Below are 20,904 nucleotides of genomic sequence, written 5' to 3'. Positions count from 1 at the left end.
TAATTGTATTGAATTCGGTGGGGGTGGCCCATGCTTGACCGCGAAGGCTACCGCCCCAATGTCGGCATCATTCTCGTCAATAGCAGAAACGAGGTCTTTTGGGGCAAGCGTATCAGGGAACATGCCTGGCAGTTCCCTCAGGGTGGCATCAAGTACGGCGAAAGCCCGGTGCAGGCCATGTATCGCGAGCTCCATGAAGAGGTGGGCCTAAAGCCCGAGCATGTCCGTATTTTGGGGCGTACACGCGATTGGTTACGTTATAACGTGCCCGATCACTTCGTCCGGCGTGAGTGGCGTGGCCACTATAAAGGACAAAAACAGATTTGGTTCTTGTTGCGCCTGGTGGGACGTGACAGCGACGTGTGCCTGCGCGCGACGCAGCATCCGGAATTCGATGCCTGGCGCTGGAGCCAGTATTGGGTGCCCCTGGATGCCGTCATCGAGTTCAAGCGAGACGTCTATACCCAGGCGTTGAACGAGTTGTCAGCAATCCTCTTTCGGCGTCATCACGAAACCCGCTACCTGCGTCAGCGCGTGCATGGGCAGCGGGCGGCAGAGAACTTGCCCGAAGGAACGGACGGTCATGCGCATATTGTTGGTTGAAGATGAACGGGACATGGCGTCCTGGCTCATGCGCGCGCTTGCGCAAAGCGGGTTCGTGCCCGATCACGCGGCCGATGCCCGCACGGCGGAAGCCTTCATGGCGGGCACCGAATACGATGCCATCGTCATGGACCTGCGCCTGCCGGACAAGCACGGCCTGGTCGTGCTGCGCGAAATGCGCAACCGCGACGACCGCACGCCGGTCCTGCTGCTCACCGCCCAAGGCGCGCTGCAGGACCGGGTGCGGGGCCTGAACTTGGGCGCCGACGACTTCCTGACCAAGCCGTTCGCTCTCGAAGAACTCGAAGCCCGCCTGACCGCCCTGGTGCGCCGCAGCCGCGGCCGCCAGCATCCGCGGCTGCAGTGCGGCTCGCTGTCCTACGACAGCGAAAGCCGCGCCTTCACGCTCGACGGCTCGCTGCTGTTCCTGACCCCGCGCGAACACGCCGCCCTGGCAGCCCTGCTCACCCGCAGTGGCTACCCCGTGGACAAATCGCAGCTGTTCGGCAAGGTGTTCACGCACGACAGCGAGGCCAATCCCGACGCGATCGAAGTGGTGCTGCACCGCCTACGCAAGAAATTGGCCGGCAGCGACGTCCGCATCGTGACCGTGCGCGGGCTGGGCTACATGCTGGAAAGCGTCGCCAGCGAAGCCGCCGACACCTGATCGGTCCCCGTGAGCCTCCGGATCCCTGGACTGCCGCGGGTCGGCATTCGCGCCCTGCTGATCATCCTGCTGCTGCCCGGCGTGGTGGCGCTGCTGGTCATCGACAGCCTGAACGACTACCGCACCCTGTCCGAGATCACCAACGAGGCCTACGACAGCGCGCTGGTCGAACCCGCCCGGGTACTCGAAAGCAGCCTGGAATTCACGCCCGACGGCTCGCTGCAGGTGGCTACGCCCCTGTACGCCCAGGTCATGCTGGAATCTCGGGCGGGCCTCCGCAAGTATTTCCGCATCGAACAGATCGATCCGCCCCTGCCTGACGATTCACCCGTGCCCACCGAGCAGGGCAAGACGCTTCTGGGCATGCCCGAGCTGCCGCGTCCGCCCACCTGGCCACGCGCCAATGGCCAGCCCGTGTTCTACGACGGCGTCTACCGCAACGACCCGGTACGGGTCGTGTCGGTGGTGCGCGACCTGTATTACCAGGGCAACCACCGCCAGGTGCTGGTGCTGGTCGCCGAAAGCACCGGCAAGCGCATCGAGGCCGAAAACAACGCGCGGCGCCAGGAAATCCTGCGCGACGCCCGCATGCTGGCGCTGGTCGTGCTGCTGGTCTGGTGGGGCGTGTCGTGGGCCTTGAAGCCGCTGCGGCGCCTGCGCGCCGACATCCGTAACCGGCGCCCCGACGACCTGACCCCGCTGGACGCCGCGCGCGTCCCCAGCGAAGTGGCGCCGCTGGTCGATGCCGTCAATCACCATATCGCCCGCTACCGGCGCGTGCTCGAAGAACAGTCGGGCTTCCTGGCCGACGCTTCGCACCAGCTGCGCACCCCGCTGGCCATCATGCTGACCCAGGCCCAGTACGCGCTGCGCGAACGCGACCCCGCGCGGGCCCAGGAAGGCCTGCGCGCCATCGTCGACCAACTGGGCCGTACCCGCCGCCTGACCGAACAGCTGCTGTCGCTGGCGCATGCCAACCAGGCCGATCCGCTGCCGCGCCAATTGCTGGACATGAATGCCGTCTCGCGCGAAGTGGTGCTGCAGTACCTGCCGCTCGCGCACGAAAAGCAGCAGGACCTGGGTTGGGTGCAGGCCGTCAACGAACAGGGCCAGGAGGTCGGCGCGCCCGTGTCCGGCAACGAGGCCGAACTGCACGAGGCCTTGTCCAACCTGGTGCACAACGCCATCCACTACGCGCCCGAGGGAGCGCGCATCACGGTTTCGGTCAGCCGGATCGACAACCGCGCCGAAGTCGCCGTGTCCGACAACGGCCCCGGGCTCGAGCCGCTTCTGCGCGCCCGCGCCTTCGCCCGCTTCGAGCGGGTCGGCACCGACAAGCCCGTGGCCTCGTCCGGATCGGGCCTGGGCCTGGCGATCGCCCGCGCCTACGCCCGCCGCAACGACGGCGACATCGAACTGCGCGACGGCGAGTCCAACGACCAGGGCGGGGTGGGCCTGGCGTCCGTGCTGTGGCTGCCCTTGGCCCCCACGGTGTCGCAGTATCCGCGTCCCACCGACGTCGAGTTCACGGGCGAACAGTAGATTTGTCCAACTCAGCTTTCATTCTTTCCTCCTAGCCATCATTGCCGAAGCGGCCTGTTTCCATCAGGGATAACCCCTGGATTCAGGAATGCGACAGCGCATAGAAAGCGGATTAGCAGCTTGCTTCCGTAATCTGCGAGCCGGTCTGTCGTAAAGGGCCGGGTGGCGCTCGATCTGAGCGGCGCCTCAAGGGCTGCACGGCCCTGCTTCAGGAGGATGGAAGTGCAAAAAACAATTAACAGAAAGGACTACTACGGCGGCGCGCTGATGGTCCTTATCGGATTGGGGGCGATTTACGGTGGTACGGACTATCACATCGGATCGCTCAGCCACATGGGCCCGGGGTTCTTTCCCGCGGCATTGGGCGGCCTGCTGGCGCTGACCGGAATACTGATCGCGATCTCCGCGCGTTCGGGCGAGGCGACCCCGCCGGCGCCGGGCGACGGCCACGCGCACGGCCTGCCGGATTTCCGCGGCGGCGCCTGCATCCTGCTGGGCACCTTGGCGTTCCTGGTGCTGGGCCACTGGGGCGGCCTGCTGCCCGCCACGTTCGCCATCGTCTTCATTTCTGCCCTGGGTGATCGCAAGAACACGATCAAGCAGGCATTCGTACTGTCGCTCGGCATGTCCGCCATCGCGGTGGTGGTTTTCTGGTGGGCGCTGCAACTGCAGCTGCCGCTGTTTCGTTGGGGTTGAAGCGCCATGATCTCTCAATCTTTGATGGACCTCTGGTACGGCTTCGGCGTCGCGTTCCAGTTCCACAACCTGATGTGGTCGTTCTTCGGCGTGCTGGTGGGCAACCTCATCGGCGTGCTGCCCGGCATGGGCGCGCTGTCGGCCATTTCCATCCTGCTGCCGCTGACCTACGTGATGCAGCCGGTGCCCGCCATCCTGATGCTGGCCGGTATCTTCTACGGTTCGCAATACGGCGGCGCCATTGGCGCGATCCTGCTCAACCTGCCTTCGCATCCGCCGCACGCGGTGACCTGCCTTGACGGTTATCCCCTGACCAAACAGGGCAAGGGCGGAACCGCGCTGGGCATCACGATGATCTGTTCGTTCTTCGCGGCTTCGGTCGGGATCATCGTCATGATCTTCGCTTCGCCCTTGCTGGTCGAAGTGGCGTTCAAGTTCGGTCCGACCGAGATCTTCTCGATCATGCTGCTGGGCCTGCTGGCCGGCGCGACCATGTCGCGCGGCTCGCCCCTGAAGGGCGTTGCCATGACGCTCTTCGGCCTGATGTGCGGCGTGGTGGGCACCGACGTCAACACCGGCACCATCCGCTTCTCGTTCGGCCTGCTCGACCTGTCCGACGGCCTGGAACTGGTGGCGATCTCGATGGGTCTGTTCGGCGTGGCCGACTTCCTGATGAGCGTCAACCGCATGACCATCATCGGCAGCGGCGCCAAGCTGCGCCTGCGCGACATGCGGCCCAGCAAGCAGGAACTGAAGACGGCCTTCTGGCCCATGGTGCGCGGCACCGCGGTGGGCACGCTGTTCGGCGCCATGCCCGGCACCGGTCCCACCATCACCACCTTCGTGGCCTACGCGCTGGAACGCAAGATCTCCAAGACGCCCGAGAAGTTCGGCACCGGCATGATCGCCGGCGTGGCCTCGCCCGAAGCGTCGTCGCACTCGAAGACGCAGGTCGACTTCATCCCGACGATGAGCCTGGGCATTCCGGGCGACGCCGTGATGGCGCTGATCCTGGGCGCGCTGCTGATCCAGGGCATCCAGCCCGGCCCGCAGCTCATCACCGAGCATCCGGACATCTTCTGGGGCCTGATCGCCAGCTTCTGGGTCGGCAACGTGCTGCTGATGGTGCTGAACGTGCCGCTGATCGGCGTGTGGGTCAAGCTCTTGCAGGTGCCGTACCGCTACCTGTTCCCGTCCGCGCTGTTCTTCATCGCAGTGGGCGTGTTCAGTACGCAGAACAGCCTCTTCCAGATCTGGGAAGTGCTGGCCTTCGGTGTGATCGGCGCCATCCTGATGACGCTGGAATTCTCGGTTGCGCCCATCCTGCTCGGCTTCGTGCTCGGCCCCATGGTCGAAGAGAACTTCCGTCGCGCGCTGCTGTTGTCGCGCGGTGACCTGGCGGTGTTCGTGCAGCGCCCGATCAGCGCCTGGTTCATCGGCGCCAGCGCACTCTTGATCCTGTTGCAGGTGTGGGCCTTCCTGCGCCGCAACAAGGGCAAGAACAAGCCGCAGGTCACGCAGACGGCCTGATCCGGCTGGCGGTACCTGATGTGCGCACGGCCCGGCTTTCAAGCCGGGCCGTTTGATTTACGGGCCGCCTTGCCGCATGCTTGTGGTTTCTCCAGCCCGCACAGATCACCGTCATGCACATACTCTTTGCCTGCCCCCTGCACGATCCCGATGTCTGGGTCCCGCGCCTGGAAGCCGCCATGCCCGGTTGCCGCATTTCCGTCTGGAATCCCGATGGCCCGCCGTCGGGCGCTGAAGTCGCCCTGGTCTGGCGGCCGCCGGCAGAACTGTTCAGCCACGAAACCGGCATCACCACCTTGTTCAATCTGGGCGCGGGCGTGGACGCCTTGCTCAAGATGCCCGAGATTCCGCCGCAGGTGCGCATCGTGCGCCTCGAAGATGCCGGCATGTCGGTGCAGATGGCCGAATACGCGCTCTACGCCTTGCTGCGCGTGTCGCGTGATTTCCAGGCCTTCGACGAAGCCCAGGCGCGCCAGCACTGGGACACCCGCGAAGGCACGCGCCAGGCCGACTGGCCGGTCGGCGTGCTGGGCCTGGGGCAAGTCGGCGCCCGCGTGGCGCAGACACTGGCCGAATTCGGCTACCCCGTGGCCGGCTGGTCGCGCACGCCGCGCGATATCCCCGGCGTGCAGACGTTCTCCGGGCAGGACGCCTTGCCGGCCTTCCTGGCCCGCACGCGTTTCCTGGTCAACGTACTGCCGCTCACGCCCGATACTCGCGGCATCCTCAACCGCAGCACCTTGGGCCAATTGCTGCCCGAGGCGCATCTGGTCAACGTCGGCCGGGGCGAACACCTGGTCGAAGAAGACCTGGTGCAGATGCTCGAAGAAGGCGAGATCGCCGGCGCCACACTGGATGTCTTTCACACCGAGCCGCTGCCCAAAGACCATCCGTTCTGGCGCGACCCGCGCGTGCACGTCACGCCGCACATCGCCGCGCGCACTCTGCGCGACGAAAGCATCGAGCAGATCGCGGCCAAGGTGGCGCTCTTGATGCGCGGCGAGCCCATCACGGGCGTGGTCGAACGCTCGCGCGGTTACTGAGCAGGCAGCGCAGTGCCTTGCTTTTCCAGCCGTTGGTAGGTGGCGGGCAGGCGCTGCGACAGGAAATCCAGCAGCGTGCGCACCGCGGGCATCATGCCGCGGCGCGACGGATAGATGCAGTGCACGATGCCTTCCGGCGATTGCCATTGCGGCAGCACCGGCACCAGCTGGCCGCGCCGCAGTTCCTCGTGCGTCGCAATGGAGGGCAGCAGCGCGATGCCGCGGCCGCGCACCGCGGCCTCCACCAGCACGATGAAGTCGTTGCATGACAGCTGCGGCTTCAATTCGACGTGCACCTCTTCGCCCTTGTCATTGCGCAGGGGCCAGCGCACTTCGTTCTGCGGATCGCTGAAGCTCAGCGTCGTGTGCGAGGCCAGGTCCTGCGGCGTATCGGGCGTGCCGTGGCGTTGCAGGTAGCCTGGGCTGGCCACCAGCGTGCCGCGCGCCGTGCCCAGGTGGCGCACCACCAGTTCGGCATCGGTATCCAGCTTGGTCCGCACGCGCAGCGCCAGGTCCACGCCTTCGCGGATCAGGTCCACCCGGCGGTTGGTCACCAGCAGCTGCACCGAAATCGCCGGCCAGGCATCCAGGAATTCGGGCAGCAGCGGGGCCAGCACATCCTGCGCGATCGACACCGGGCAACTGACGATCACCGGGCCGGACGGTTCGGACTGCAACTGGCGCATGGCGTCGTCCGCCGCACGGGCCGACGCCGCCATCTCGCGGCAGTAGTGCAGATAGCGTTCGCCCGCGGCCGTCAGCCGAAGCCGGCGGGTCGTGCGTTGCAGCAGCCGCACGCCCAGGCTTTCTTCCAGGTGGGAAATGCGGCGCGACAGGCGCGATTTGGGGATATCCAACGCCCGGGCCGCCGCGCTGAAGCCGCCCTGCTCGACGACTTGGGAGAAGTAGTAGAGGTCGTTCAGATCTTGCATGATTGTTCTATGTGTGGAACGAGTAGTTCATCATACAGGGGTTTATGTGATCAATTAAGCGATCTACAGTGAGGCCATGCATTCAGGACCTGCCCCCTCCGCGCGGTCCCCACTGGAGATTAAGACATGAAGACCCTGGTAATCCTTTCCTCGATTCTCGGCGATCGCTCGCACAGCAAGCAATTGGCCGACCACCTGGTCGCCCGCGTCAAGCAGGCCGAGCCCGCCGCAGTCATCACCACCCGCGATATCGGCGCTGCGCCGCTGCCGTACTTCGATGGCGCCACCGCTGGCGCGTTGTTCACCCCGGCCGACGCACGCACGCTCGAACAACAGCGCATCGTCGAACTCAGCGATACGCTGGTGGCCGAACTGAAGGAAGCCGACCGCATCGTGTTCGCCGTGCCGGTCTACAACTTCAACCTGCCCGCGCAGTTCAAGAGCTATCTGGACTACGTGGCTCGTGCCGGCGTCACGTTCCGTTATACGCCGGAAGGGGTGCCCGAGGGCTTGGTGAAGGGTAAGCAGGTGTTCGTGTTGACCGCGCGTGGCGGCAAGGCCGAAGGCACCCCGTCGGACACCATGACGCCGTACCTGCGCCAGATGCTGGCCTTCCTGGGCATGACCGACGTCACCTTCATCGCCGCCGAAGGCATGGCGATGGGCGAGACCGCTGCGCTGGAAGGCGTGGCGCTGGCCCGTGAGCGTATCGACGCGCTGCTGCAAGCACCGGCCTCGGCCGCGCAGCAAGCGGCCTGAATGAAAAATGCGGACCCGAGGGTCCGCATTTTTTTCAAGTCGGCCGGATCAGTCGCGCAGGCGCTTGATCAGGCTGGACGTATCCCAGCGGCCGCCGCCCAGTTTCTGCACGTCGCCGTAGAACTGGTCGACCAGGGCCGTCAGCGGCAGGCGCGCGCCGTTGTGGCGGGCCTCGGCCAGCACCAGGCCCAGGTCCTTGCGCATCCAGTCCACCGCGAAACCGAAGTCGAACTTGTCGTCGACCATCGTGCCGCCGCGGTTTTCCATCTGCCAGCTCTGGGCCGCGCCCTTGCTGATCACGTCCAGCACCAGCTTCATGTCCAGGTCGGCGGCCTGGCCGAACGCCACCGCTTCCGACAGACCCTGCACGATGCCGGCGATGCAGATCTGGTTGACCATCTTGGCCAGTTGCCCGGCGCCCGGAGGGCCCACGCGGGTGACCGCGCGGCCGAAGGCCTGCGCCACCGGCTTGATGGCATCGAACACGGCCTGTTCGCCGCCGCACATGATGGTCAAGACGCCATTGACCGCCCCGGCCTGGCCGCCGGAAACCGGTGCATCGATGAAATTCAGACCCAGGTCCTTGGCTTGCGCGTAGAGCTCGCGCGCCACGTCGGCCGACGCGGTGGTGTGGTCCACGAACACGGCGCCCGGCGCCATGCCCGAGAAGGCGCCGTCAGGGCCCAGCACCACGCTGCGCAGGTCGTCGTCATTGCCCACGCAGGCAAACACGATCTGCGCGCCCGCCACGGCCTCGCGCGGCGTCATGGCGCTGTGGCCGCCGAATTCCGCGGCCCAGGCCTGGGCCTTGGACGGCGTGCGGTTGTAGACGGTGACGTCGTGCCCGGCGCGGGCCAGGTGGCCGGCCATGGGCAGGCCCATCACGCCCAAACCGAGGAATGCGACTTTCTGGGCCACGACCGCGTCGTAGCTCTTGGTACCGATCGATGCCATGCAGGGGACTCCGCAGAGGAAAGGAAAACCTGAGGCAGTAACCTTAACGCAATCAAAAGCCGGCGGCGAGTCCATCGCGACGGCTGTCGCTGGCGCTGACGTAGCCGTCGACCGCCGGGTCGCCCAGGCGCCAGATGAACTGGCCCGAGCCAAAATCCATGTAAGGGTCTTCGATGCCTTCCAGCACATGGCCGCGCGCGCGCAGGCCGTCGGCTACCGAAGGCGCCATCGAGGGCTCGACGTCCACCGCCAGCCCCTGGTTCCATTTCCAGCGCGGCGCGTCGCACGCCGCCTGGGGTTGCTGGCCGTAGTCCAGCAGGCGCACCAGCGTCTGCACCTGGCCCTGCGGCTGCATGTTGCCGCCCATCACGCCGAAGCTCATCACGGGCGCGCCGTCGCGCATCAGGAAGCCCGGAATGATGGTGTGGAAAGGGCGCTTGCCGCCCGCCACGACATTGGGATGGTCGGGCAGGGTACTGAAGCAATGGCCGCGGTTCTGCAGGCTGACGCCCGTGCCCGGCACCACCACGCCCGAGCCGAAGCCCATGTAGTTGGACTGGATGAAGCTCACCATCATGCCGTTGCGGTCGGCGGCCGTCAGGTAGACCGTGCCGCCTTGCGGCGCATGGCCACAGGCGAACGCCTGCGCCACATTCGGGTCGATCAGCCGCGCGCGTTCGGCCAGGTAGTCCGCGCGCAGCATCTGCGCCACGGTCAGGCGCATGTGGCGCGAGTCGGCCACATGCGTGTAGACGTCGGCGAACGCCAGTTTCATGGCCTCGAGCAGCAGATGCTGGGTCTCGGGGTGGTCGACCGGCCTGGATGCCAGGTCGAAATTCTGCAGGATGCCCAGTGCGATCAGGGCGGCGATGCCCTGGCCGTTGGGCGGAATCTGGTGCAGCGTATGGCCGCGATACAGCTGGCTGATCGGCGTGACCCATTCGGGCGCGTAGTCGCGCAGGTCGGCCAGGGTCAGCGCCGCATCATGGGCCTGCGCATGCGCCACCAGCTTGTGGGCGGTTTCGCCTTCATAGAAATCGCGGCCCCCGCTGGCCGCAATGCGCTTGAGCGTCGCGGCGGCGCCTTTCAGCACGAAATGCTCGCCTACGTGCGGTGCGCGGCCGCGCGGCAGGAAGTGTTCGGCAAAGCCCGGTTGCGGCTGCAGCACGTCCGCTTGCGCGGCCCACTTCTGATGCACCATCGGGCTGATGGCAAAGCCCCGCTCAGCATAGTCGATCGCGGGCGCCAGTACATCGGCGAACGCCATGTTGCCCAGCCTTTCATGCAGCGCGGCCCAGCCGGCCACGCAGCCGGGCACCGTGACGCTGTCCCAGCCACGGGTCGGAATCGCGCCCTGGTGGCGGCGGCGGAAATAATCCAGGTTCCAGGCGGCAGGTGCGGGGCCCGAGGCGTTCAGGCCATGCAGCTTGGATCCGTCCCACACGATGGCGAAGCAATCCGATCCCAGGCCGTTGCTGACCGGCTCGGTCAACGTCAGCGTAGCCGCTGCCGCGATGGCGGCGTCCACGGCGTTGCCGCCATTGGCCAGGATGCGCAGGCCCGCCTGCGCCGCCAGCGGCTGCGAGGTGGCCACGACGTTGCGCGCGAATACCGGCGTGCGCGTGGTGGGATAGGGGTTGTTCCAGTCGAAATTCATGTCGAATCGTCGCGTGGGGTAAACCCGTAGCTTAACGTAGAAGATCGACGTTGCCGCGCATTCTGTAGCGCGTTGTAATTTTTAGTAGCTTTTTTCGTGCCAGGCTTGCCGCGGCGGGGTAGCGCGCGGGCAAAGAAAAACCCCCGGCAAGCCGGGGGTCTGGAAGGAGGGTGCAACCGCTGCCGCGCGGGCAGCGGTCAAGGCATCACTCTTCTTCGACGAAGGTCTCTTCGCGCTTCTTGCGGATGGCCGGCAGGGCCACCAGGATCACCAGGAACACAGCCACGGCCAGCAGCGATGCCGACAGGGGGCGCGTCACGAAGGTGGTGAAGTCGCCGCGCGACAGCAGCAGGGCGCGACGGAAGTTCTCTTCCATCATGGGGCCCAGCACCAGGCCCAGCAGCAGCGGGGCGCCTTCGCACTTCAGCTTCGACCAGACATAGCCCACGATGCCGAACATGGCGGTGGTGAAGATGTCGAACGCGTTGTAGTTCAGCGAATACACACCGATGGTGCAGAACACCAGAATCGCCGGGAACAGGATGCGGTAGGGCACCTTGAGCAGCTTGACCCACAGGCCGATCAGCGGCAGGTTCAGCACCACCAGCATCAGGTTGCCGATCCACATCGAGGCGATCAGGCCCCAGAACAGCTCGGGGTGGCTCGTCATGACTTGCGGGCCGGGCTGGATGTTGTGGATCGTCATCGCGCCCACCATCAGCGCCATCACGGCGTTGCCCGGGATGCCCAGGGTCAGCAGCGGAATGAACGACGTTTGCGCGGCGGCGTTGTTGGCCGATTCCGGGCCTGCCAGGCCGGCCGGGTGGCCCTTGCCGAAGCGTTCCGGATTGCGCGAGATCTTCTTTTCCAGCGTGTACGACGCGAACGACGACAGCACGGCGCCACCGCCCGGCAGGATGCCCAGGGCCGAACCCAGGGCCGTGCCGCGCAGGACGGCGGGGTACGATTCCTTGAATTCCTGCTTGTTGGGATACAGCGAGCCGATCTTGTCGGTGATGTCGACGCGGTTTTCCTTCTGCTCCAGGTTGGTCATGATTTCGGCAAAGCCGAACACGCCCATAGCCACGATGGCGAAGTCGATACCGTCTTGCAGTTCCGGCACGCCGAAGTCGAAGCGGGCAACGCCCGAGTTGACGTCGGTGCCGACCATGCCCAGCAGCAGACCCAGGATGATCATCGCGATGGCCTTGGGCAGCGAGCCCGAGGCCAGCACCACGGCGCCGACCAGGCCCAGGCACATCAGCGAGAAGTACTCGGCGGGGCCGAACTTGAAGGCGACTTCAGCCAGCGGGGGCGCGAAGGCGGCCAGCAGCAGCGTGGCCACGCAACCGGCAAAGAACGAACCCAGGGCGGCAATCGCCAGGGCGGCGCCAGCACGGCCATTGCGGGCCATCTGGTGACCGTCCAGCACGGTCACCACCGCGGACGTTTCCCCTGGCAGCGCCACGAGAATCGCCGTGGTCGAGCCACCGTATTGGGCGCCGTAGTAAATACCGGCCAGCATGATCAGGCCGGCCACCGGCGGCAGCACGTACGTGATCGGCAGCAGCATGGCGATGGTCGGGACGGGGCCGATACCCGGCAGCACGCCGATCAGCGTACCCAGGACGCAGCCCAGCAGCGCGTACAACAGGTTTTCGGGCGTGAACGCAACCGCGAAACCCAACATCAGGTTGTCAAACAATTCCATGACCGGTTGCTCCTCAGTTCATGCCCAGAAACGACGGCCACAGCGGGAAAATCAGCCCCAGCCCCTTGACGAATGCGAGATACGAGAACACCACCAGGAAGATGCCGTTGGCGACGGCGACCTTCAGGCTGAACTCGTGGCTCGCCAGGCTGCTGATGACAACCAGAATGAACACCGAGATATAGATGCCCAGCAGCTTGAGGACCAGACCGTAGATGACCACGGACCCGACCACCAGCAGGACGATGCGCCAGTCGAACTTGTCGACGCGGGTCTCCTGGGCCTTCTTGGACATCGAGCCAAGCAGCACGATGGCGCCCAGCAATGCCAGAACAATGCCTAGCCAGAAAGGAAAATACCCGGGGCCCATCCGGGCGGCAGTACCCATTTGGTAGCTGCTGGCTTGCCAGGCGAATCCCAGTCCAAGGGCGATGAACATCACCCCCGACCAGAAGTCCTGTCGATTGCGTAGCTGCATGATTGGTTGGCTCCTGTTTACAGCATGTAGATAAAAAAGGGCTTGTGATCTGCCAGGCGGGCCGAAAGGCGAGTGACAGGCACAAAAAAGGCACGTCGCGGTGCCTTGGGTCTTTTGAAAGCGTCGGCGAGGCTTCTTGAAAGGCCGAATGGTAATGGACGCCCGCGGCGATGCAAACCCTGTAAGCTCGGTGAAAGCCTGGGGTTTTCCCTAGAATTGGGGAACTCCCGATCCCCAGATGTAACGGGCCGGGCAGATTGATGGCGTTTTGAAAGCTAAGTGAAAGTTTATAGAAAGAAATGCGAAAGCGGATCAGGGCGATCCGCCGAATTCCAGTCGCGCGGGACTTTTCTAGTTGGTCCTGATCGGTTATGTTGCCGGCCGCTGGAATGACAGCTGCATTTCCTACTGAATATTGCCGTGTTTCTCACCTTGCGTGAAGAGGCCCGATTCCCACCTGGATGGTTTACGATAGCGCCCATGCTGCAAGACCTAGACCAACTCGCCGCCCGTATCGGGCAACTGGTGCAACGCACCCGGCACCTCCACGCCGAGCGCGATGCCCTGCGCGCGCGCCTGAATGACTCCGAAGCCGAACAGCGCGTGCTCAAGCAACGCGCTGCCGAGCGCGACGCCGACATCGCCGCCTTGCAGCACAAGCTGCAAGACAATGACGGCGCCGTCACCGCGATGCTCGAGCAGGCGCAGAAGGCCGAAGTGGCCTTGCGCGAACAGCTCGCCCGCGAAACCGCCGAGCGCCACTCGCTCGAAGTGCGTTTCGCCGCCCGGGAAACCGAGCTGCAGGGCAGCCTGCAAGTGCGCGACACCGAACTACAGCGCTTGCGCGCGGCCGCTGCCTCGGCCCGCGAGCGCATCGACGCCGTCCTGGCCCGCTTGCCGGGTGCGCCGTCCGGAGAGCAACACTGATGGAACGCGTTGACGTAACCATATTGGGGCGCGACTACTCGCTGGCGTGCTCCGCCGAAGAAAAACCCACGCTGATGGCCGCAGTGCGCCACGTCGACCAGCTCATGCTGCGCATCCAGGGCACCGGCAAGGTCTCCAGCAACGAACGCATCGCCGTGATGGCCGCGTTGCAGGTCGCTGGCGAGCTCCTTGCCATGAAAGCGCCCGACGGTCCACTGGGCGGTTTGGCGGTCGGCGACTTCAAGCGTAGAATTGAGGACATGAACGCAGTCCTCGACGATGCCTTGTCGGGCCAAGAAAAACTGCTCTAACGTTCATACGCGGTTTTCACCAGTTTTTTTCAGTATTTTCAGTTTGTCCCTGCCGTGTCCGTGACTTGGCCATACATTCTCTGAACCTATGTCTTATGGCATATTGGTTGCGGGAGTGCAGAGCTGGCGTGATTGTCTCTCGTAGATGAACCCAAGGCTCTTCGGAACGCGACCACCTTGAACCTCAGGGTTCGAGATGCCGGCCTTGACGGCACAGGCGGGGCATCTATCCCAGCGGGCCTGCCACGAGCGCAGGTCCGCGTCGGGCGCCTCCCCATCGTCCTCCCTCATAGGACCAGTCCATGTTCAAACCCCCCGTTTTTTCGCTGACCAAACTTGGCGCGGCGTGCGCAGCCGTGGCCGCTCTGTCCGTGGCACAGCCCGTTTTCGCGCAGGCCCAGACGCCCGCGCCCACGGAAGCCACGGCTAACCGCTCGCCCGAGTTGACCCTGCAGGCCACGGCCTCGTCCGAGGTCAAGCAAGACACGGTGCGTATTTCGCTGTCCGCCGAGGTCGAAGCCGCGGATCAGCCCACGGCTGGCCAGAAGCTGACCGCCATGCTGGACGACGTGGCCAAGCGGGCCCGCGATACCAAGGGGGTGGATGTGCGCACGGGCAGCTTCAATGTCTGGCCCAATTCCAGCAGCGGCAGCAAGGTGTCCAAGAATGCCGGCTGGCGCGGCCAGGGTGAGATCATCCTGGAATCCAAGGACTTCGCGGCCGCGGCCGCGCTGGCCTCCAAGCTGTCCGACAAGACTGCCATTTCGAACATCAGCTTTTCGCTGTCGCGCGAAGTGCGCGAAGCCGAAGAACGCAAGCTGCTGAAAGAAGCCGCGCAGGCTTTCAAAGACCGCGCGCTGGCTGCATCGAACGCCTTCGGCTTCTCGGGCTACCGCCTGAGCAAGCTTGAGCTGGGCGGCTCGGGCGGCGTCACGCCGATGCCGCGCATGATGGGCGCGATGGCCAAGGATGCCTCGGGTGGCGCCGGCTTCAGCGCAGACGTCCCCCTGGAAGCGGGAGACGTCACGGTCAGCATCTCGGTCAACGGGACGATCGTTTTGCAGTAAGGCTGAACATGATGGCGCCCAGGGCGACCATCGGCAGGGACAGCCACTGTCCCATGCTCAATCCGCCCGCGAGCAGGCCCAGGAAGTTGTCCGGCTCGCGGGTGAATTCCACCAGGAAACGGAACGTTCCGTAGCCCATCAGGAATACCGCGCTCACCTGCCCCAGGGGACGCGGCTTGCTCGAAAACCACCACATCAGCGCGAACAGCACGATGCCTTCCAGGCCCAGCTCATAGAGCTGCGACGGATGGCGCGGCACGCCGTCGCCGCTGCTCGGGAACACCATCGCCCATGGCACGTCGGTGGGGCGGCCCCACAGTTCGCCGTTGATGAAATTGCCCAGGCGGCCAAAGCCCAGCCCCAGCGGAATCAGCGGTGCGATGAAATCGCTGACTGCGAAAAACGGCAGCTTTTTCTTGCGGGCGAACAGCAGCATCACCAGGATCACCCCGATCAGGCCGCCGTGGAACGACATGCCGCCTTCCCACAGGTACAGCACTTCCAGCGGGTGCGACAGGTAGTAGCCTGGCTTGTAGAACAGCACGTAGCCCAGCCGCCCGCCCAGCACCACGCCCAGCACGCTGTAGAAGATCAGGTCTTCCAGGTCGCGTACGTTCAGCGACGTGGTGTGGCCGCGCGTGATACGCCGGCGGCCCAGAAAATACACCAGGGCGAAGCCCAGCAGATACATCAGCCCGTACCAATGGATAGCCAAGGGCCCGATCTGCAGGGCAATGGGGTCGAATTTTGGATATTGCAGCATGTTCCGCCCGACACAATGAAGTTGAATGATAATAACCGGCGAGCCTTGAAGATTCGCATGCGAGCGAGCCAGGCCACCCTCCCGGGTGCGGCCGCCATGTCCGCGCCCTGACGGCCGACAGGAGACAACAGACCATGTCGCACAACGAACGTTCCCGCCATATCACCCACGGCGTTGCTCGGGCGCCCAATCGCGCCATGTATTACGCGCTGGGCTACCAGGAAGCCGACTTCGAGAACCCGATGATCGGCGTGGCCAACGGCCATTCCACCATCACCCCCTGCAACAGCGGCCTGCAGCGCCTGGCCGACGCCGCCATCGAGGCCATTCGCGGCGCCCGCGCCAACCCGCAGGTATTCGGTACGCCCACCATCTCGGACGGCATGTCGATGGGCACCGAAGGCATGAAGTATTCGCTGGTGTCCCGGGAAGTCATCGCCGACTGCATCGAAACCGCCGCCCAGGGCCAATGGATGGATGGGGTGGTGGTCATCGGCGGCTGCGACAAGAACATGCCCGGGGGCATGATCGCCCTGGCGCGCATGAACGTGCCCGGCATCTACGTCTATGGGGGCACCATCAAGCCGGGCCACTACAAGGGCAAGGACCTGACCATCGTGTCGGTCTTCGAAGCCGTGGGCGAATACACCATGGGCCGTATGCCCGAGGCTGACTTCAAGCAGATCGAGAAGTGCGCCATCCCCGGGTCGGGCTCCTGTGGCGGCATGTACACCGCCAACACCATGAGCTCGTCCTTCGAAGCCATGGGCATGAGCCTGCCGTACTCCAGCACCATGGCCAACGAAGACGACGAAAAGGTCGTGTCCGCGGCCGAATCGGCGCGGGTCCTGGTCGAAGCGGTCAAGCGTGGCCTGCGCCCGCGCGACATCATCACCCGCGAATCCATCGAAAACGCCGTCTCGGTCATCATGGCCACGGGCGGCTCGACCAACGCTGTACTGCATTTCCTGGCCATCGCGCACGCCGCCGAAGTGCCCTGGACCATCGACGATTTCGAACGCATCCGCAAACGCGTGCCCGTGCTCTGCGACTTGAAGCCTTCCGGCAAGTACGTCGCCACCGACCTGCACCGCGCCGGCGGCATCCCGCAGGTCATGAAGCTGCTGCTCAATGCCGGCTTGCTGCACGGCGATTGCATGACGATCACCGGCAAGACCATCGCCGAGACCCTGGCAGGTATCCCGGATGCGCCCCGCGCCGACCAGGATGTGATCATGCCGCTGGACCGCGCCCTGTATCCGCACGGCCACCTGGCCATCCTCAAGGGCAATCTGTCGCCCGAGGGCTGCGTGGCCAAGATCACCGGCCTGAAGAATCCGGTCATCACCGGCCCGGCGCGCGTCTTCGATTCCGAAGACGATGCCATGGCCGCCATCATGGCGCGCCAGATCAAAGACGGCGACGTGGTGGTGATTCGCTACGAAGGCCCCAAGGGCGGGCCCGGCATGCGTGAAATGCTGGCACCGACTTCGGCGCTGATCGGGCAGGGCCTGGGCGAAACCGTCGGCCTCATCACCGACGGTCGCTTCTCCGGCGGCACCTGGGGCATGGTCGTGGGCCATGTGGCGCCCGAAGCCTTCGTAGGCGGCCCGATCGCGCTGATTCGCGAGGGCGATTCGGTTACCATCGATGCCCACAAGCTGCTGTTGCAGCTCAATATCAGCGACGAAGAAATGGCGGCTCGTCGTCAGGCCTGGGTCCAGCCCAAGCCGCGTTATACACGCGGTGTGCTTGCCAAGTTCGGCAAGCTCGCCAGCACCGCGAGCCGTGGGGCAGTAACCGATGCATTTGATACGTAGTTTGTGGGTGGCCGCCGCCCTGTTGGGCGCCGGCGCGGCCCAGGCGCAGACCACCGGCCTGGACCTGGCCAAAAGCAAGGCCTGTATGGCGTGCCACCAGGTGGACGCCAAACGCGTGGGCCCGCCGCTGGCTAGTGTGGCCGAGCGTTATGCCGGGCAGGGCGATGCGATGGTCGATTATCTGGCCGGCAAGATCCGCGGCGGCGGCCGTGGCGCCTGGGGCGCCGTCCCCATGCCCGCGCAAACCCACGTCAGCCCTGAAGACGCGCGCCTCCTGGCCGAATGGATCTTGTCGCTCGCGCCGCCCAAGCAGTAGTCTTATCGTCTTCTAGAAAGGAATCGTCATGGCAGAACAACCTTCCCCGGGCAATGAAGTCGCCGTTCTTGGCGGCGGCTGCTTCTGGTGCGTCGAAGCGGTCTTCGAGAATCTGCGCGGCGTCAAGAGCGTGCTGCCCGGCTATAGCGGCGGCCACGTGGACAACCCCAGCTACGAGCAGGTCTGCGGCAAGGACACCGGGCACATCGAAGTGGCCCGCGTCGAATTCGATCCGGCCGAGCTTTCCTACAGTGACCTGCTGCGCGTCTTCTTCGCCACCCACGACCCGACCACCCCGGGCCGCCAGGGCAATGATATCGGTCCGCAGTACGAATCGGCCATCTTCTGGCAGAACGACGCCCAGCGCGAACAGGCCGAAGCCGTCATCGCCGAAGTCGATGCGCAGAAAATCTACGATGCGCCCATCGTCACCAAGGTGTTGGCACCCGCCAAGTTCTGGCAGGCCGAAGACTATCACCGCAATTATTTCGCCCTGCACCCCGAGCAAGGCTATTGCCAATTCGTCATCGCGCCCAAGGTGGCCAAGTTCCGCAAGCAGTTCCAGGACCGCCTGACGAAATAACACCGGCGAAAAAAAACCTCACGCAAGGTGAGGTTTCAAGGCCAGCGCGCGGCGCAAGACGCCGGGCGCTGGAGGGGGAAGCGGTCAGTCGACGGTTTTCACCACGCCGCGGCGCATCTGGTCCAGCTCGATCGATTCGAACAGGGCCTTGAAATTGCCTTCGCCGAAACCATCGTTGCCCTTGCGCTGGATGATCTCGAAGAAGATCGGGCCGATCTGGTTTTCGGTGAAGATCTGCAGCAGCAGGCCACCGTCGGGCGCGCCATCCAGCAGGATGCGGTTCTTTTGCAGGCGGGCCACGTCTTCGCCGTGGTTGGGCAGGCGGCGGTCCAGCAGCTCGTAATAGGTTTCCGGCGTATCCAGGAACACCACGCCGTTGGTGCGCAGCGCCTCGATGGTGCCGTAGATGTCTTCGGTGGCCATGGCGATGTGCTGGATGCCTTCGCCGCGGTACAGGTCCAGGTATTCCTGGATCTGGCCTTTCTCTTCCGTGCCTTCCTCGTTGATCGGAATGCGGATATTGCCGCAAGGCGACGTCATCGCCTTGGACTTCACGCCCGTCACCTTGCCTTCGATGTCGAAGTAGCGCACTTCGCGGAAGTTGAACAGGCGCTCATAGAACTCGGACCATTCGGCCATCCGGCCCTTGTGCACGTTGTGCGTCAGGTGATCCACCAGCGTCAGGCCCGCGCCGCGATGGTTCAGGTCGGCCTGCGCGTTGTCCGGGTCCACCGGCACGAAGTCCACGTCATAGATGCTGATGTCGCCGATGCCGCCGTGGCCTTCCTTGCCCTGCCAGCGATCCACCAGGTAGATCAGCGAATCGCCGATGCCCTTGATGGCGGGAATGTTCAGTTCCATGGGGCCGCTGTGCGAATCAAAGCCCCAGGCGCCCAGTTCCAGCGCGCGCTTGTAGGCGGCCGCGGCATCTTGCACGCGAAAGCCGATGGCACAGATGGACGGGCCATGCAGGCGGGCAAAGCGCTGGGCGAACGAATCGGGTTCGGCATTGATCAGGAAGTTCACGCCGCCCTGGCGGTACAGCGTCACGTCCTTGTGGCGGTGCTTGGCGATGGCCTTGAAGCCCAGCAGTTCGAACACCTTGCGCAGCGCGGCGGGGTCCGGCGCGGCGTACTCGATGAATTCGAACCCGGCGGTGCCCATCGGGTTGTCCCAGGGTTGGAAAGCGCTGCTCATAGGTCTGCTCCCTTGAATCGTTGTGCGGTCGACTTGTTCTCCAAGTCCAGGATGAAGATTGTAGGGAGGAACCGCAGGCAGACAATTGCAAACATGTCGCGAAAGCGGCAAGGTTGGGCAATAATATTGCCGAAGATAAAACATCTGGGGCTAAATATGTCTGACTTGGAGCTTGATAGGACAGATCTCAGGATTCTGGCCGAGTTGCAACGCGATGGCCGGCTCAGCAATCAAGAGTTGGCCGACCGCGTATCCCTGTCGCCCAGTCCCTGCCTGCGCCGGGTCCGGCGCCTGGAAGAGAAGGGCTTCATCAAGAAGTACGTGGCGCTGATCGACGCCGAAAAGGTGGGACTCGGTCTGCTGGCCTACGTGAACATCCGCCTGAACAAATACAGCGGTTCCAGTCACGCCCCGATGAGCGACTTCGCCCGCGACGTGCAGCTCTGGCCCGAAGTGGTCGAGTGCTACGCCATGTCTGGCGACATGGACTACCTGCTGCGTATCCAGGTAGCCGACCTGGCCCACTTCTCCAAATTCGCCATGGACACCTTGATGCGCCACCCGGCGGTGGTCGACATGCGATCCTTCTTTGCGCTCCAGCAGATCAAGGAAACCACCGAACTGCGGCTGTAGCCCATGGGGGCGAGGCATGGCTGTCGCGTGCTCTATATATAAGGGGGGCGGAAGGGTGGCCGGCGTGGGGAGGGCGGGCCAGGGTAGAACTCCTATATAGATAGGGGGGAGGGGCGGCTTGGATAAGACGTCGGTCGGCGTGGGCGTAAGGCGGGAGAGCGCTGGATAGGATGGGTTTCTATATATAGGCTCAGCCCTCTATATAGAGGGAACCGTTCCCGCCAGGCTTCTCCTCTATATAGAGGAGAAGCGACAAGAACGACCCGTCGCGAGGGGTGCGTCCCCTGAAAACATCATCTTTCTGCAAAGTGGGTGTCATCCTGACGTGACAAGCCAAAAATCTGTGCTATAGTCTCGCTCCTTCGCAGTTCAAGCAGTTTTGTGAACCGCGAGGCCAAGCAAGTGCAACGGATCTGGACGCAAAAGCGAACGGATCTGCCGCAGGGCTCCAAGGTGATGAGCGGGTCAGCAGTTTGTGACCTGATTCTCGAACCAGCAGTCAGCGGGTTTTGCAAAAGATGGTGCAAATCAGGCAGAAGCCAGTTGCACAATCTGCAAAAATTGTGCTATAGTCTTGGGCTTGGTTGGTGACAGCGAATCAGGGTTTACCCGGTAGGGTGGTCTGAATCAAGTTGCTAGCCGACTGAGCGGTAACCAACCTCTGGGGTTTCCCGGGGCTGCTGGAAAGTGAAGTGATTCACCGGAAAGCGGGGTT

General features: G+C 64.3%; 21 protein-coding genes and 1 other RNA gene. 15 read left to right on the top strand and 7 right to left on the bottom strand.

The window, feature by feature from the left end; all coding sequences use genetic code 11:
• The first annotated feature begins 30 nt into the window (after positions 1–30).
• The 6 genes from U858_RS0112375 to U858_RS0112350 all read left to right on the top strand — a co-directional run bounded on the left by U858_RS0112375 (position 31) and on the right by U858_RS0112350 (position 6,081).
• Positions 31–603 carry an RNA pyrophosphohydrolase gene (locus U858_RS0112375; RefSeq protein WP_006217428.1) on the top strand — a complete coding sequence of 191 codons (573 nt, stop codon included), beginning with the start codon at positions 31–33 and terminating at the stop codon, positions 601–603.
• Positions 584–1,270, top strand: a complete 687-nt coding sequence (locus U858_RS0112370) for a response regulator (RefSeq protein ID WP_025137471.1) — start codon at positions 584–586, stop codon at positions 1,268–1,270. Before U858_RS0112375 ends, U858_RS0112370 begins: the two co-directional genes overlap by 20 nt.
• Before the next feature lie 9 nt (positions 1,271–1,279).
• Complete coding sequence (locus tag U858_RS0112365) at positions 1,280–2,812, top strand: sensor histidine kinase (RefSeq protein WP_029953772.1); 1,533 nt, start codon at positions 1,280–1,282, stop codon at positions 2,810–2,812.
• A 216-nt stretch (positions 2,813–3,028) separates the two neighbouring features.
• The gene (locus tag U858_RS0112360) at positions 3,029–3,508 is read left to right on the top strand and encodes a tripartite tricarboxylate transporter TctB family protein (RefSeq protein WP_025137469.1); all 480 of its coding nucleotides are present in this window, start codon (positions 3,029–3,031) and stop codon (positions 3,506–3,508) included.
• Between the two features lie 6 nt (positions 3,509–3,514).
• Positions 3,515–5,038, top strand: a complete 1,524-nt coding sequence (locus U858_RS0112355) for a tripartite tricarboxylate transporter permease (RefSeq protein ID WP_025137468.1) — start codon at positions 3,515–3,517, stop codon at positions 5,036–5,038.
• Between the two features lie 113 nt (positions 5,039–5,151).
• On the top strand, positions 5,152–6,081 hold the full coding sequence (locus tag U858_RS0112350; protein ID WP_025137467.1) for a glyoxylate/hydroxypyruvate reductase A: 930 nt from the start codon (positions 5,152–5,154) through the stop codon (positions 6,079–6,081).
• Here the strand turns inward: U858_RS0112350 and U858_RS0112345 are convergent.
• On the bottom strand, positions 6,075–7,013 hold the full coding sequence (locus U858_RS0112345; RefSeq protein ID WP_025137466.1) for a LysR family transcriptional regulator: 939 nt from the start codon (positions 7,011–7,013) through the stop codon (positions 6,075–6,077). The two genes, U858_RS0112350 and U858_RS0112345, sit on opposite strands and share 7 nt — an antisense overlap.
• A 126-nt stretch (positions 7,014–7,139) precedes the next feature.
• On the opposite strand from U858_RS0112345, the gene U858_RS0112340 reads away from it, so the two are divergent.
• A complete protein-coding gene (locus U858_RS0112340) occupies positions 7,140–7,772 on the top strand; it encodes an FMN-dependent NADH-azoreductase (RefSeq protein WP_025137465.1) in 633 nt (210 codons plus the stop codon).
• 48 nt (positions 7,773–7,820) lie between these two features.
• Here the strand turns inward: U858_RS0112340 and U858_RS0112335 are convergent, their stop codons facing one another.
• From U858_RS0112335 to U858_RS0112320, 4 genes are all read right to left on the bottom strand, one after another.
• Positions 7,821–8,726 (bottom strand): NAD(P)-dependent oxidoreductase, encoded by a 906-nt coding sequence (locus U858_RS0112335; RefSeq protein ID WP_025137464.1) that lies wholly within the window; start codon positions 8,724–8,726, stop codon positions 7,821–7,823.
• A 52-nt stretch (positions 8,727–8,778) separates the two neighbouring features.
• On the bottom strand, positions 8,779–10,383 hold the full coding sequence (locus U858_RS0112330) for a gamma-glutamyltransferase family protein (protein WP_025137463.1): 1,605 nt from the start codon (positions 10,381–10,383) through the stop codon (positions 8,779–8,781).
• A 205-nt stretch (positions 10,384–10,588) separates the two neighbouring features.
• Positions 10,589–12,094, bottom strand: a complete 1,506-nt coding sequence (locus U858_RS0112325) for a tripartite tricarboxylate transporter permease (RefSeq protein WP_025137462.1) — start codon at positions 12,092–12,094, stop codon at positions 10,589–10,591.
• A gap of 13 nt (positions 12,095–12,107) precedes the next feature.
• Complete coding sequence (locus U858_RS0112320; protein ID WP_025137461.1) at positions 12,108–12,572, bottom strand: tripartite tricarboxylate transporter TctB family protein; 465 nt, start codon at positions 12,570–12,572, stop codon at positions 12,108–12,110.
• Positions 12,573–12,968: 396 nt separating this feature from the next.
• Between U858_RS0112320 and U858_RS0112315 the strand changes: the two genes are divergently transcribed.
• The 4 genes from U858_RS0112315 to U858_RS0112305 all read left to right on the top strand — a co-directional run bounded on the left by U858_RS0112315 (position 12,969) and on the right by U858_RS0112305 (position 14,877).
• Positions 12,969–13,499 (top strand): hypothetical protein, encoded by a 531-nt coding sequence (locus tag U858_RS0112315; RefSeq protein ID WP_029953771.1) that lies wholly within the window; start codon positions 12,969–12,971, stop codon positions 13,497–13,499.
• On the top strand, positions 13,499–13,810 hold the full coding sequence (locus U858_RS0112310; RefSeq protein ID WP_025137459.1) for a cell division protein ZapA: 312 nt from the start codon (positions 13,499–13,501) through the stop codon (positions 13,808–13,810). The genes U858_RS0112315 and U858_RS0112310 overlap by 1 nt, the downstream gene beginning before the upstream one ends.
• Before the next feature lie 43 nt (positions 13,811–13,853).
• A non-coding RNA gene (ssrS, locus tag U858_RS34790) (6S RNA) lies at positions 13,854–14,038 on the top strand.
• A gap of 74 nt (positions 14,039–14,112) precedes the next feature.
• Positions 14,113–14,877, top strand: coding sequence for an SIMPL domain-containing protein (locus tag U858_RS0112305; RefSeq protein WP_025137458.1), 765 nt, complete (start codon positions 14,113–14,115; stop codon positions 14,875–14,877).
• On the opposite strand, the gene lgt is transcribed toward U858_RS0112305, so the two are convergent.
• Positions 14,852–15,640 carry a prolipoprotein diacylglyceryl transferase gene (gene lgt, locus U858_RS0112300; RefSeq protein ID WP_025137457.1) on the bottom strand — a complete coding sequence of 263 codons (789 nt, stop codon included), beginning with the start codon at positions 15,638–15,640 and terminating at the stop codon, positions 14,852–14,854. The genes U858_RS0112305 and lgt overlap by 26 nt on opposite strands.
• 134 nt (positions 15,641–15,774) lie before the next feature.
• On the opposite strand from lgt, the gene ilvD reads away from it, so the two are divergent.
• The 3 genes from ilvD to msrA are packed head-to-tail and all read left to right on the top strand — an operon-like array spanning position 15,775 to position 18,359.
• Positions 15,775–17,460: a dihydroxy-acid dehydratase gene (ilvD, locus tag U858_RS0112295; RefSeq protein ID WP_025137456.1), complete on the top strand. Its 1,686-nt coding sequence runs from the start codon at positions 15,775–15,777 to the stop codon at positions 17,458–17,460.
• Positions 17,444–17,776: a c-type cytochrome gene (locus U858_RS0112290; protein ID WP_025137455.1), complete on the top strand. Its 333-nt coding sequence runs from the start codon at positions 17,444–17,446 to the stop codon at positions 17,774–17,776. Before ilvD ends, U858_RS0112290 begins: the two co-directional genes overlap by 17 nt.
• Before the next feature lie 28 nt (positions 17,777–17,804).
• Positions 17,805–18,359, top strand: a complete 555-nt coding sequence (msrA, locus tag U858_RS0112285) for a peptide-methionine (S)-S-oxide reductase MsrA (RefSeq protein ID WP_025137454.1) — start codon at positions 17,805–17,807, stop codon at positions 18,357–18,359.
• Positions 18,360–18,443: 84 nt separating this feature from the next.
• Here the strand turns inward: msrA and hppD are convergent, their stop codons facing one another.
• Positions 18,444–19,556 carry a 4-hydroxyphenylpyruvate dioxygenase gene (hppD, locus tag U858_RS0112280; protein WP_025137453.1) on the bottom strand — a complete coding sequence of 371 codons (1,113 nt, stop codon included), beginning with the start codon at positions 19,554–19,556 and terminating at the stop codon, positions 18,444–18,446.
• A gap of 156 nt (positions 19,557–19,712) precedes the next feature.
• Between hppD and U858_RS0112275 the strand changes: the two genes are divergently transcribed.
• Positions 19,713–20,189, top strand: coding sequence for an Lrp/AsnC family transcriptional regulator (locus U858_RS0112275; RefSeq protein WP_025137452.1), 477 nt, complete (start codon positions 19,713–19,715; stop codon positions 20,187–20,189).
• The last annotated feature ends 715 nt before the right edge of the window (positions 20,190–20,904 follow it).

It is taken from the genome of Achromobacter sp. DH1f (assembly GCF_000633435.1).
Classification (GTDB): domain Bacteria; phylum Pseudomonadota; class Gammaproteobacteria; order Burkholderiales; family Burkholderiaceae_B; genus Achromobacter; species Achromobacter deleyi.
Note: the sequence above shows the minus strand (reverse complement) of the source record. Positions and strands in the feature narration are given on the sequence as shown.

Bases quoted from the DNA above. Each gene is read 5' to 3' on its own strand.
- hppD (WP_025137453.1), bottom strand. From the start codon at position 19,556: ATGAGCAGCGCTTTCCAACCCTGGGACAACCCGATGGGCACCGCCGGG.
- U858_RS0112345 (WP_025137466.1), bottom strand. From the start codon at position 7,013: ATGCAAGATCTGAACGACCTCTACTACTTCTCCCAAGTCGTCGAGCAG.
- U858_RS0112340 (WP_025137465.1), top strand. From the start codon at position 7,140: ATGAAGACCCTGGTAATCCTTTCCTCGATTCTCGGCGATCGCTCGCAC.
- U858_RS0112290 (WP_025137455.1), top strand. From the start codon at position 17,444: ATGCATTTGATACGTAGTTTGTGGGTGGCCGCCGCCCTGTTGGGCGCC.
- U858_RS0112310 (WP_025137459.1), top strand. From the start codon at position 13,499: ATGGAACGCGTTGACGTAACCATATTGGGGCGCGACTACTCGCTGGCG.
- U858_RS0112375 (WP_006217428.1), top strand. From the start codon at position 31: ATGCTTGACCGCGAAGGCTACCGCCCCAATGTCGGCATCATTCTCGTC.
- U858_RS0112330 (WP_025137463.1), bottom strand. From the start codon at position 10,383: ATGAATTTCGACTGGAACAACCCCTATCCCACCACGCGCACGCCGGTA.
- U858_RS0112325 (WP_025137462.1), bottom strand. From the start codon at position 12,094: ATGGAATTGTTTGACAACCTGATGTTGGGTTTCGCGGTTGCGTTCACG.
- U858_RS0112350 (WP_025137467.1), top strand. From the start codon at position 5,152: ATGCACATACTCTTTGCCTGCCCCCTGCACGATCCCGATGTCTGGGTC.
- ilvD (WP_025137456.1), top strand. From the start codon at position 15,775: ATGTCGCACAACGAACGTTCCCGCCATATCACCCACGGCGTTGCTCGG.
- msrA (WP_025137454.1), top strand. From the start codon at position 17,805: ATGGCAGAACAACCTTCCCCGGGCAATGAAGTCGCCGTTCTTGGCGGC.
- U858_RS0112305 (WP_025137458.1), top strand. From the start codon at position 14,113: ATGTTCAAACCCCCCGTTTTTTCGCTGACCAAACTTGGCGCGGCGTGC.
- U858_RS0112335 (WP_025137464.1), bottom strand. From the start codon at position 8,726: ATGGCATCGATCGGTACCAAGAGCTACGACGCGGTCGTGGCCCAGAAA.
- lgt (WP_025137457.1), bottom strand. From the start codon at position 15,640: ATGCTGCAATATCCAAAATTCGACCCCATTGCCCTGCAGATCGGGCCC.
- U858_RS0112360 (WP_025137469.1), top strand. From the start codon at position 3,029: ATGGAAGTGCAAAAAACAATTAACAGAAAGGACTACTACGGCGGCGCG.
- U858_RS0112275 (WP_025137452.1), top strand. From the start codon at position 19,713: ATGTCTGACTTGGAGCTTGATAGGACAGATCTCAGGATTCTGGCCGAG.
- U858_RS0112370 (WP_025137471.1), top strand. From the start codon at position 584: ATGCGCATATTGTTGGTTGAAGATGAACGGGACATGGCGTCCTGGCTC.
- U858_RS0112355 (WP_025137468.1), top strand. From the start codon at position 3,515: ATGATCTCTCAATCTTTGATGGACCTCTGGTACGGCTTCGGCGTCGCG.
- U858_RS0112320 (WP_025137461.1), bottom strand. From the start codon at position 12,572: ATGCAGCTACGCAATCGACAGGACTTCTGGTCGGGGGTGATGTTCATC.